11 protein-coding genes and 1 tRNA gene are annotated in these 11121 nt (G+C 69.4%); 4 read left to right on the top strand and 8 right to left on the bottom strand.

Annotation, left to right across the window (positions count from 1 at the left end; genetic code table 11):
- Position 1: 1 nt before the first annotated feature.
- The 4 genes from V7E09_RS12055 to V7E09_RS12040 all read right to left on the bottom strand — a co-directional run bounded on the left by V7E09_RS12055 (position 2) and on the right by V7E09_RS12040 (position 2943).
- Positions 2–74: transfer RNA gene (locus V7E09_RS12055), tRNA-Ala, on the bottom strand.
- Positions 75–117: 43 nt separating this feature from the next.
- The gene (locus V7E09_RS12050) at positions 118–888 is read right to left on the bottom strand and encodes a hypothetical protein (RefSeq protein WP_324512246.1); all 771 of its coding nucleotides are present in this window, start codon (positions 886–888) and stop codon (positions 118–120) included.
- Between the two features lie 115 nt (positions 889–1003).
- On the bottom strand, positions 1004–1648 hold the full coding sequence (locus V7E09_RS12045; RefSeq protein WP_324512247.1) for a GNAT family N-acetyltransferase: 645 nt from the start codon (positions 1646–1648) through the stop codon (positions 1004–1006).
- A complete protein-coding gene (locus tag V7E09_RS12040) occupies positions 1645–2943 on the bottom strand; it encodes a molybdopterin molybdotransferase MoeA (RefSeq protein WP_324512248.1) in 1299 nt (432 codons plus the stop codon). The genes V7E09_RS12045 and V7E09_RS12040 overlap by 4 nt, the downstream gene beginning before the upstream one ends.
- A gap of 53 nt (positions 2944–2996) precedes the next feature.
- On the opposite strand from V7E09_RS12040, the gene V7E09_RS12035 reads away from it, so the two are divergent.
- The 4 genes from V7E09_RS12035 (at position 2997) to mscL (ending at position 5075) form a co-directional block, all read left to right on the top strand.
- Positions 2997–3584 (top strand): 5-formyltetrahydrofolate cyclo-ligase, encoded by a 588-nt coding sequence (locus V7E09_RS12035; protein ID WP_324512249.1) that lies wholly within the window; start codon positions 2997–2999, stop codon positions 3582–3584.
- A 50-nt stretch (positions 3585–3634) separates the two neighbouring features.
- Positions 3635–3922, top strand: a complete 288-nt coding sequence (locus V7E09_RS12030; RefSeq protein ID WP_324512250.1) for an FmdB family zinc ribbon protein — start codon at positions 3635–3637, stop codon at positions 3920–3922.
- Positions 3923–3945: 23 nt separating this feature from the next.
- Positions 3946–4542, top strand: coding sequence for an SAF domain-containing protein (locus V7E09_RS12025; RefSeq protein ID WP_324512251.1), 597 nt, complete (start codon positions 3946–3948; stop codon positions 4540–4542).
- 158 nt (positions 4543–4700) lie between these two features.
- On the top strand, positions 4701–5075 hold the full coding sequence (mscL, locus tag V7E09_RS12020) for a large conductance mechanosensitive channel protein MscL (RefSeq protein WP_324512252.1): 375 nt from the start codon (positions 4701–4703) through the stop codon (positions 5073–5075).
- Positions 5076–5260: 185 nt separating this feature from the next.
- Here the strand turns inward: mscL and V7E09_RS12015 are convergent, their stop codons facing one another.
- From V7E09_RS12015 to V7E09_RS12000, 4 genes are all read right to left on the bottom strand, one after another.
- Positions 5261–5623, bottom strand: a complete 363-nt coding sequence (locus tag V7E09_RS12015) for a hypothetical protein (protein ID WP_324512253.1) — start codon at positions 5621–5623, stop codon at positions 5261–5263.
- A complete protein-coding gene (locus V7E09_RS12010) occupies positions 5620–6996 on the bottom strand; it encodes a UTP--glucose-1-phosphate uridylyltransferase (RefSeq protein ID WP_324512254.1) in 1377 nt (458 codons plus the stop codon). Before V7E09_RS12010 ends, V7E09_RS12015 begins: the two co-directional genes overlap by 4 nt.
- A 261-nt stretch (positions 6997–7257) precedes the next feature.
- Positions 7258–8478: an McrC family protein gene (locus tag V7E09_RS12005; RefSeq protein ID WP_324523446.1), complete on the bottom strand. Its 1221-nt coding sequence runs from the start codon at positions 8476–8478 to the stop codon at positions 7258–7260.
- Positions 8475–10943, bottom strand: coding sequence for an McrB family protein (locus V7E09_RS12000; RefSeq protein ID WP_324523445.1), 2469 nt, complete (start codon positions 10941–10943; stop codon positions 8475–8477). Before V7E09_RS12000 ends, V7E09_RS12005 begins: the two co-directional genes overlap by 4 nt.
- Positions 10944–11121 lie beyond the last annotated feature (178 nt).

The following is an 11121-nucleotide window of genomic DNA, read 5'->3' as shown; positions in this document are numbered from 1 at the left end:
GTGGAGCTAAGGGGATTCGAACCCCTGACCTTCTCATTGCGAACGAGACGCGCTACCAACTGCGCCATAGCCCCTAAAGCGAGGATCAGACTACCATGCGGCCCGGATCCGGCGAAATCACTCGCCGACGGCGCGGGGACGATCGGTGCCCTGATCGGACGCCGAGGTGTCGGCCTGCGGGGACGCGGCCGGAGTCTCGGGGCCATCGGCGGTGACCGGGAGCGAGCTCTTGCCGGCGACGGGCGCCGACAGGTCGATGGTGCGAACGGTGCGGGGGGCGAGCGGGCGCGACACATAGGTGGGGGCCGTGATCGGGATGGGCTCCCACAGCGAGCCCGTCTGCTCGATGGGCGCGCTGAGTTCGACCGACTGGGCGGCCTCGTCTTCCTCGGTGGACTCGCGGACGGCGATCGCGACGGTCATCTCGTCGACATCGCCGCCGCGGATGATGCGGGCGCGCTCGTCGAGTTCGCGGCGCAGGCGGGCGACGCTGAACCGGGCCACCACCAGGAACGCGACGAGGAGCCCGACGGGCAGCGTGAGCACCCACCAGGGCACCAGGCCGAAGGCGGCGAGCGCGGCGGTGGTGATGCCGAACAGGCTCAGGAAGATCATGACGTTGCGGCGTCGTCCGGCGGTCTCCCGGTCCCGGTCGGCGAGTTCACGCAGGGCGGCGCGGCGGTTGTGCGGTGTCGACACGACGGCGGACCCGTTCTCGGCGGCGTCCAGGGCGGTCCCCCGCCGGACGATGGTCACCGAGGAGCCGAAGGGCTCGCTGGGCTCGCCCTCTTCCACGAGGCCGGAGTCGCGTCGGTTCAGCAGCATGGGCACCAGGTAGACCAGCCAGCACGCCGCGACGGCGCCGAAGATCAGTCCCTGAAAACCCATGTCCGAAACCCTAAAGCCGGCCTGAGAAGCGGCCGGGCAGGACGCGCCGCGCCGGACCCATCCACGCCAGAAGTCGTAGTCAGGACGCGGCCCGTGTCACCCCCAGGTGGGACACTCAACCAGCCGACGGTGCATCCCGTCGCGCCGAGAGAAGCCGACCGAGTAGCCCCTCGGCGCCCACCTCCTCGGCGTGCAACGCGAACATCGCGTGATCGCGCCAGCTGCCGTTGACGTGCATGTATGCGGGACGCAGTCCCTCGGGGCGGAACCGCAGCTTCTCGACGACCCGCAGGGAGTTGACGTTCTCGGGTCTGATCGCCACCTCGAGCCGGTGCAGCCGCACAACCGTGAAGGCGTAGTCGCCGCCCAGGGCGAGCGCGGTCGGGGCGACACCGCGTCCGGCCACGTCACGATCGACCCAGTAGCCCGCCATGCCCCACCGTGCAGAGCCGTAGGTGATGCCCGAGATGGTGAGTTGCCCGACGAGCCGGGTGGCGCCGTTCGGCTCGGTCCAGGTGATGGCCCACGGCAGGGCCCGTCCTGCGCGGGCGTCGGCGTCGAGCCGGCGGACCATCTGACGGAAGGTGAGCCCTGGGCTGGTGGCCTCCGCGGGACGCGTGGCATCCCAGGGCAGCGTCCAGGCGGCGTTGCGCGCGCGCACCGCATACCAGTCGTCCTCGTCGCCGACCCAGAGCGGGCGCAGGCCGACGGGGCCGTGCTGCAGGCTGACGGGCCAGCGGCGCTCCCCCCACAGGCTCACCGGGCCTCGGGATCCGTTCCGTCGCCGAGCACCAGGCAGTCCACGTGCGTGTTGGCTTCGACCCGACCGGCGTTCGGCGGGATGATCGCCAGCACGTTGGCGCGGGCCAGATCCCAGGCAAGCTGGGAGTCGGCCGCCGCGACGGGCGTCGTCGCCCCCAGGAGGGTCCGAACGGCCGGGACGTACTGGGTGACGCCGACCTCGGACTCGACGGTCTCGGTGAGCCTCCCCAGGACGCGGTCACCGGCCAGCGGGTCGACCTCGTTGAGGGTGTTGACCAGCGGCCGCACCAACGCCAGGTAGGCGACGTAGGCGGAAATGACGCCGGCAGGCAGCGTCACCAGCGGGGTCTGGTTGTCGCCCAGCGCCGCGTAGGCCACCGACACCTGCCCGTTGAGGCCGACGATCGCCTCGTCGGCGTCCCGGGCGCCGGGGATGGCGTCGACGAACGGGGCCGCCCCCACGGCGACGATGAGGTCGGCGCGGATCTGCTGGTCGTTGACGACGCGGGCCACCGCCTCCGGGTCTGCGGCCACGACGCCCAGCGGGTAGACGGTGGCGCCGTCGCTGCGCGCGGCGGCGGTGATCAAGGCGGTGGTGGCGTCGTAGCGCTGTTGCGGCGCGGTGAGCGCGCGTCCCGGCTCGACGAGCGTCTCCCCCACGGTGAACACCACAACGCGGGGGCGGGGCCGCACCATCACCTTGTCGAGGCCCACTTCCGCGAGCACCGCGACGGATCTGGGCGTGAGCACGTCACCGGCACGCAACAGCGGCGTCCCGTCGGACAACTCCGACCCGGCGCGGCGCACGTTCTGGAACAGGCGGGTCTCGGTGCCGATGAGGATGGTGTCGTCCTCTCCGGGCGCACCGGCGGTCAGCGGGACGACGGCGTCGACGCCCTCGGGGACGATCGCCCCCGCCTCGACGCGGACGGTGGCACCCGCGACCAGCGGGCGCCCGGGGTCGTCGGCGGCGCGGATGCTGCCCACCAGGTGCAGGGAGGCCGGGTTGAGCGGGGTGGCGCCCACCAGGTCGGAACCGCGGACGCCGTAGCCGTCCACGCGCGCGGTGGTCACCAGCGGTAGGTCGAGGTCGGAGACGATGTCCTCGCACAGCACCAGGCCGGGGACGTCCAGGATCTGCATGGCGAACGGGCGCATGTGCTGCACCTTGCCCAGCAAGAAGGCGCGCTCCTCCTCCAGCGAGCGGGCGGTCCCTGCGGGGCGCGAGAATGCCGCGTAGCGCGGGGCGTCGCCCTCGACGCCGTCGTTCGTCATAGGTGCGAAGCTGGCCATGAAACTAAGATAAGACAAGGAGCGCACCGCTCCTGCGAAGGGCGCCGCGAGCCGTGCAAACATCTGGGCAACTCCCCGCCAAGAGGCGTGCTCGCGCCGAGGTTCTTTCTCAGCGCCAGGCGGATGCCTCCCGCGTGCACGCGGACGCCGCCCGCCTGCCTGCACTGCTGGCCGCCTGCGCGGGACATCGGACGATCGCCTGTTACGTGTCGGTCCCGCCCGAGCCGGACACCGCAGACCTCATCGCCGCTCTGCATGCCCGCGGGGTGGCCGTCCTGCTGCCGGTCCTGGCTGGCCACCGCGCACCCGCGTGGGCCTGGTATGCGGGTCCAGAGGCGGTCCGTGCGGGATGGCGTGGCATCCCCGAGCCGACGACCCCCACCCTGGGCCCCGAAGCGTTGGCGGAGTGCAGCCTGGTGTGGGTGTCGGCCTTGCGGGTCACCCCCGAGGGCGATCGCCTGGGCACGGGCGGGGGCTGGTACGACCGCGCCTTGGCCCACGCCGCGTCCGATGCGCTGGTGGCCACCTTGGTGTCCGACGCCGAGGTCGTCCCGGTCGTCCCGCTCGATCCGTGGGATCGCCGGGTCGATCTGATCATCACTCCCACCCGGTCAATCGCCACGGGCGCGGTCCCCCGCTGAGGCCTTCGCACCACGGAGTTACACTGGGCCGTCGCTGTGAAAGGAGCCGCATGCCCACCTACGAGTACCGCTGCGCGAACTGCGGAGCCGACCTGGAGGTGCAGCAGAGGTTCACCGACGACCCGCTGACCGTGTGCCCCACCTGCCAAGGTCCGCTGCACAAGGTGTTCAGCGCAGTTGGTGTCGTGTTCAAGGGGTCTGGCTTCTACGCGACCGACAACCGCAGTTCCTCCGACAAGGGCAAGGTCGCCTCCGAAAAGAAGGCCTCTGCACCGAAGGAGAAAGCCAAGAAGGACACGCCGGCCACACCTTCGACCGGGACGGCGGCGGCGAGCTGACGCCCCCTGCCTAACGTCCGGGTGTGAAACCACCCCGCGCCGTTGTCAGGCTTCCCCGTGTCGTGCGGTTACGGCGTCGTCCGCTCGCTGCAGCGTGCACCTTTCTCGCCGTGCTGGCCGCCCTCCTGGCGTTGGCCCCGCACCAGCCCGACGCCGTCATGGTCGTCGTCACCGGGCGCGCACTGCCCGCGGGCACGGTGCTGACCGCCGCCGACGTGGGCGCCCGCAGCATCCCGGCTGAGGCCGTCCCGCAGGGAGCGATGCTGCAGGCCGATCAGGCGGTGGGAGCGACCCTGGCGGCGCCCCTGACCGCCGGCAGCATCCTGACCGATGCCTCCGTCGCCGCCGGTGAGCGGCTGGCGCGTCCCGGTTTCGTCGTCGTGGCCCTCCCCCTTCCCAGCAGCGCCATCGCCGCCTTGGTGAAGCCTGGCGCCGTCCTCGACCTCCTCGGCACCGACGGCGGCACGCTGGCAGCCGAGGTCCGCGTCCTGTCCGCACCCGACTCCGACAGCGGCCTCGGCGCCTCGTCGCGGGCCGCGCTCATCGAGGTGGAGCCGCAGGTGGCGTCCAAGCTCGCCCAACTCTCATCCGTGGACGCCGTGACGATCGCGGTGCGCTGAGTCGCCGGGTCCGGAGTGTTCACAGGGCGATTCGCGTGGGCCGATCAAACGGCACAGTGTAGCGTCGTGGTTGCCACTGGACGCGGTTTCGCAAGAATCCACGATCGGCAACACCACACCCCACGCGGGCACAGCGAACGAGAGGGAAACACAGTTCCATGAAGGGTTTCAAGGATTTCTTGATGCAGGGCAACCTGATCGAGTTGGCGACCGCCGTCATCATCGGCGCGTCCTTCTCCAAGGTGGTTGACGCCTTCACCGGCATCATCATGGGTTTCATCGGCCTCATCGGCGGGCAGCCGGACTTCAGCGCCGTCGCGATCCCCTACCTCAATATCAACGTCGGTGTCTTCATCAACGCCGTCGTCGCCTTCGTGATCGTCGCCGCGGTGCTGTACTTCTTCATCATCAAGCCGTACACGGCTTTGAAGGATCGTGCCGACAAGAACAAGGCGGTCGAGGTTACCGCCGAGGCTCCGTCGACCGACGAACTCCTCACTGAGATCCGCGATCTGCTCAAGGCCCGCAACTAAGCGGAGAACCTGCGCGGGTCACGCCCGCGGACCGACTGTGAACGGGGTCCGCCACCAGGCGGGCCCCGTTCAGTTCGTCCGCACCGCCGTCGACGCTCCCACCCCACGGGTCCCGGCCGCAGCGCCGGGACGAGACGACGCCTCGACCGGCGGGCCACGGCGTATCCGTCTGTGCGAAGCCGCCGTCAGGTGCGTCCGAAGTGCGGGGGGACGTCGGCCAGCAGGCGACGCTCGTCGGCGTCCAGGCGGGTCCGGGTAGAAGGTGGCCGGACCTCCAGCGCGCTCAGCCCCAGTCGCTCCCGGAGCCGGAGCAGGGCGGCGTGGAACTCGGCAGCACCGATCGGACCCCGCTGGGCAGCGGGCACCGGATGCGGCCAGGGCGCCTGCCCGACCAGGCGGTGGGCGTGCTCTGCGATGCGTGCGGCGTCCCAGTCGACCGAGGCCAGGGCGGCGACCGCCTCGTTCACCTCGAACCTCTCCTGGACGCCCAGCGCGAGATCCTCACCGGTGAGCGCCAGCCCGAGCGCCTGGTGCCAGGGGCCGTTCACTGCTGCCCGATGACCTCTGCGTCGACCGTCCGCGGCTCACCTTCGTCCGGCAGCACGGCGTCGCCCACCACGGTGACGGTGTCGGCGAACGTCCAGTCCCCGTGCACGGTCAGCGAGCGCGCCTCCCGCAGGGAGGGGACGAACTCCACGCGCGCCTCGAAGTCGGGCAACAACGCGTAGAACCGCTTGTCGAGGGAGACGGCGGGGAGCCGCTCGGTGGTGGCCAGGAGGCGGGCGTCCCCGTCCAGGGCGAAGGCATCCGAGCGGACGAGCATGAGTTCGTTGGTCGTCTTCACCGGCAGGAACCGGTCGCGTTCGACGGCGATCGCCTGAGCTCCGGGGAACACTTCGATGGCCGCACCCATGGCCGTCTCCAACTGGATGACCTCCGGGGTCGTCTTGTCGGCCGGGTCGACGGTCTTCTCGTTGCGGATCAGCGGCAGCCCCAAGACGTTGTGCCGCTCCGCCATGAGCCGGCCGAGAGCCTCCAGATCGACCCACAGGTTGTTGGCGTGGAAGTAGGGATGCCGGTACTCGTCGGTGAAGTACTCCAGTTCTTCCGGCGCGGTCTGCGCGGTGTCGCGGAGGATGAGGCGGCCGTCGCTCCTGCGGATCGCGAGATGCCCGCCCTTACGATCGTTGGGGGTGCGCGGGCAGACCTCGGCGGCGTACGGGGCACCCGACTGGGCGAACCAGCCCGCCAGGGTGGCGTTGGGGCCTGCGCCGAGGTTGTCGCCGTTGGCGATGGAGGCGTAGCGGAACCCCGCGGCGACGAGCCGGTCGAGCAGACCGGTTCCGACGAGGGAGGTGTAGATGTCGCCGTGCCCGGGCGGGCACCACTCGAGCGTGGGGTCCGCCGGCCAGGCGATGGGCTCGAGGGTGTCTCGGGTGAGCTTCGGCTCGAAGCCCTGGAGGAAGTCGATCGGGAGATCCCCGACCGCGAGGTCGTCGTAGCGTTCGAGATGGTCCAAGGTGGCCTGCCGGGTGCGGAAGCTGTTCATGAAAATTAGGGGCAGCCGCGCGTCGTAACGCTCGCGGGCTCGGAGCACCTGGGCGACGAGGATGTCGAGGAAGGTCTTGCGTCCGCGCACCGGCAGCAGGGTCTTGGGGCCGTCGAGGCCCATCGAGGTTCCCAGTCCGCCGTTGAGCTTGATGATCGCGGTGCGGGCGAGGGCGTCGCGGGCGACGTCGGGATCGATGTCCACCGACGCGAGCCTCGGCGGATCGGTGAGGGGTTCGATCGAGTCTTCGCGGATGTAGCCGCCACCGGCGGTGCCCAGCTGCTGGTAGTAGTGGGAGAAGACGTCGATGGCGGCGTCGGTCGCGCCGGCGGCAGCCATTTTCTGACGTGCCCGCTCAAGTCCGGAGGTCATGGCCCCGACTCTAGCGAGGAGCCTGCCGCGGTTGCCGTGGGGGGTGTCCGTCGTTCGGACGGGGGCAAGCATGGGACGACACCCCTTGAACGCACAGGGAGAGCGACGCCGGTCGAAGGGCTTAGAAGCCGTCTACCCACCCCCAGGAGACAACATCGACCTGGCGTCGCTCTCGTTCCATAACTATACATGTCTGCGAGCTGGCCGGACCAGTCCCCCGCATATGTGACACCACGAGTAGCGCTGATAACTCTTAAGTCTTCAACTTGGATCGATTGTGGTGGAACCAGTGAGGTAAAGGTGGTCCGCCAGGCGGTCGAGCTGGCCGTCGATGTCCGCGATGCTCCCGCCCAGGTGAACCGGGAAGGTCTCCAACCGGGTCCCGGCGAGCCGCACCTCGATGGCCCGCGGGGGCGCCGTGGTGGCACCCCCCGCGTCGCAGTAGACCAGGACCCCGCGGGGCAGCCCCAAGGCGGTGCAGTAGGCCAGCAGCTGATAGTAGTCCGGGGTCCGCCCGCGTCCGCCGTGAGCGATCTTGTACGTGCAATCCGCGACGAGCACGTTCACACCCGACGTGTCGGTGAACAGGAGGTCTGGTTCGGATCGCACGTGGGAGTCGACGTCCAGCGGGACGCACCGCTTCACGGCATCCCACCGGCCGCGTAGCCGCTGCTGGAGGCTGGCGAAGACGAAGTCCTCGAAGGCGTCGTTCATGTCGACCAGGAAGGCCGACACCGCGGCGCCTCCGGCACCGTGCGCAGGGCCGGCAGCGTGCAGCACGAGGCGCGCCAGGCGGACGGCCCCGGCATAGTGCTCGTTCAAACGGGTCAGGAAGCGCTCCGCGCCCCCGAGGTCATCAGACCGTAGCGGGCCCACCCCCTCCAGGCGGCCCAGCAGTCGGCGCAACACGAAAGCGGACGCCTGCGGGACGGCGCGGTGCCGCACCAGGACGCGAGCCGCGGCCGCCACGATCCGGTTGGCCCGCGTGTCGAGCGACCATTCGTCGTAACGACAGGGGATAGGAGTGGGCAGCCCGACGCCTCGGGCGTGCGCAGGCCAGTCGATCCGCCCACGCAGCGCGACCAGGCGGTCGGCTTCCTCGATGTAGGACCGATCGATGCCGAGCATCAGGGCTCGTTCGAGAACGCGGACATACCAGGCGGCAACCGCTCCGGTGAGGCCGCCCTTCGCGTGCCCGACCGTGTCCGTCCCGAAGGCGATCCGTTCGGTGCTCCACGTCAGGAGGTGGAGCACGTTGTCCAGCGGAACCTTCGGGACGATGTGAACGACGACGCCGGGGGCCGAGATGGACCCGACGTAGGAGGAGGCCCGGATCCGGTAGCCCTGCGGGCTGGGACTCAGCGTCAGGCGGGGCCCAGCGATGCCCTGCAGCCGGCGCGCCGCGTCGTCGGTGAGTGCCGCCTCGATCTGCTGGTATTCCGCGACCTGATACACGACGGGCTCACCCGCGTCTCCGCTCACAGTTCCGCGTCGGTCACCGCGGCGACCGCCACCGACACAGCGTCGTCGACGGGAAGGTGCAGCAGGGTCGCGTAGCGGTGCCGGACGGCCGTCCACTGCCACACCTTCAGTTCATCCGTCCTTCCCCACAGCAACTCTTCAAGGGTGGGATAGATGTTGAACTCCCAGATGCGGGCCAGCGCCTCCTCCGACAGGTCGCCCTTCATGAAGTGACTGGGCCCGATGACGAGATGATCGCCGACGTGACCCCGGAGTTCCTCGTTGACCGCGTCCAGGAGGTCCGCGACCACCGTCGCCTGCCCGTGGTCGGTGAGCCAACGGCGAAGGAGGCCCTTCATCTCCCCCTGGTGAGGGAAGAACGGGACGAAATGGAAGCGGCGCCGCAACGCGGCATCGACGAGCGCGACCGACCGGTCGGCGGTGTTCATGGTCGCGATGAAGAACAGGTTCTCCGGCAACTCGAACTTCTCTTCGGGACGGTACAGCGTCGCGACCGACTCGCGCCGGTACTCGAGCAGGAACAGCAGTTCGCCCAGCACTTTGGGCAGGTTGGCCCGGTTGAGCTCGTCGATGACCATCACGTAGCTGTGCTCGGGGTGGTCCAGCGCCTCCTTCGCTAGGAGGGAGAGCGGCCCACGGCGTAGTTCGTAGCTGATGTGACCATCCTCGCCAAGCCGCGGCCGCAGCCCTTCGAAGAAGTCCTCATAGGTGGTGGCGGGGTGGAACTGCACCACCGTCATCCGGTCGGGTTCCTCCTCCACGATCGCTCGGGCCAGGCGCTTGGCGAGGTAGGTCTTACCCGTTCCGGGTGGCCCGTAGAACACGACCTGGCCCTTGTCCTCGAGGAGCGTGACGATCGTGTCGAGGAAGCCGCGGGAAACGTGGAGGTCCTTCGCGGCCACCGCAACGAAGTCCTTCGACGGGACCACGACGGGTTCCGGCTCAGGCGTCAACCCCTCGACGGGTTCCGGCTCCTCGGTCTCGGCGCCACCTCGGAAGGCGGTGAACTCGGCCCACTCCTGTTCCGTCCACGTCACCGGGCGTTCGTTGAGATGACCCAATGCCCACAGGGCGCTCTGCGCATCGAGCCGGTCCCGCAGGGGGTGGTCCGCGGCGGCGCTGTCGCGAACGAGCTCGTCGAAGAAGGCATAGGCGCGGACGATGACGTGGCCCGGCGTGGAGTTCGCCGGTTCGTTGCCCCAGCCCGCCAGTCGCCACAGCCGACGTGTCAGGTCGACCTTGAGGGGTGGTTGATACTGCGGCCGGCTGGCCATCAAGAGCCCCGCGGCAAGGTTCACCACCGAGCCGGTCGTGGTGAGCCCCGACGGCCGGATGGCTGCGGCGAACGCGTCGATCCGCTGGGGCTCTGAGCGCCCGCTGTCCACCTCCCACAGCGTCCTCAACGCCGCCTCGGCGTCAGCTGGGTTCTCCTTCATCCAGCGGACGAACTCTCCTCGATGCCGCCAGCCGAACAGGTTGTTCTCGCGGTGGACCATCGCTCGGCGCAGGACCTCCCACCACCCGTCCGCCCCCGCCATCATGGCGGCGCGCCCACCCCTCAGCTCGGCGGCCACCGACAGTTTGTAGCTGCGCTCGTCTGCCTCCAGGTCGAACGTCGCCGACACCCGTTCGATCCAGTGGAGCAGCGCGCCCCACGTCTTCGTGTTCTTCGACCAGAGGTGGAGCAGCGGGTCGTTGATGTCGTCGTAGTAGCTGAATCCCTCGCCCCAACCGGCGGAGGAGAGTTCTTGACGGATCTGCAGCAGGGCGGCGTCCGTGTCGGGCGCCTCTCCGGTGTGCTCACCGAACCGGTCGATGATGCATTGCTTGTGGGAGCCGGACACGATGGACTCGAAGGTGTCGGGAAACACCAGATGGATCAACCCGTGCTTCGCGGTGTCCCCAGAAGGCGCCGGGGCGGCAAAGACGGCGTCCCTGAACGCGAACGGGCTGCTCAACAGGCCCGCGTAGTCAGCTGACGATCTGCTCGCCAGCGCCGTCGCAACCCGCACCAGGGAGGCGAGTTGCGTCTCCCGGTGCACCATCGCCCACTGGCCAGGATGCGCGATGCCGGGGCCCATCGACGCTTCGATCTCCGGCGCGAGGGGCGGCCGTTCCGGTAGCCAGGACAGGATGGCACGCAGGTCCGCGAGCTTTTTCGACGCCGAGATGGCGCCCTCCCAGACCCACCAGAAGTAGAGGACGTGCACCTCGACCATCAGCTGCACCGCTGCGGGGGACGCGTCCCGCAACTGTTCCTGCACTCTCGTCAGGAACGGTGAGCCTAACGCCACGTCTGGACGTCCGATGAACTTCTCTTCCAACTCCCGCAGGTTCTCCAGCGTCCAAATCTGCTCCCCCGGCGTCAGGATCGAGTCGCCCTGCGGAAGGACCCGTTGAGCCCAGTCCCACGCGAGGTCGTAGATCCGAGCCATCGCCTCCGGATCCCCCTGATCAGTCCTCATCGGCGTCTTCTCTCTGCCTGCTGCTGCTGCGCTCCGATGTGAACGCAACGAGCCAAGCCGCTCTCGGGCGCAGGCACCGGCCAGGTGCCGTGCCAATGAACAACCGCGCGGTGCGAGACCGTGCCGGGAGCCGCAACCTCAATGAACGCTCAGCCAAGGGTAAGGCTGAGCGACCCCG

The sequence above is a fragment of the Propioniciclava sp. genome (assembly GCF_036744435.1).
GTDB lineage: Bacteria > Actinomycetota > Actinomycetes > Propionibacteriales > Propionibacteriaceae > Propioniciclava.
Note: the sequence above shows the minus strand (reverse complement) of the source record. Positions and strands in the feature narration are given on the sequence as shown.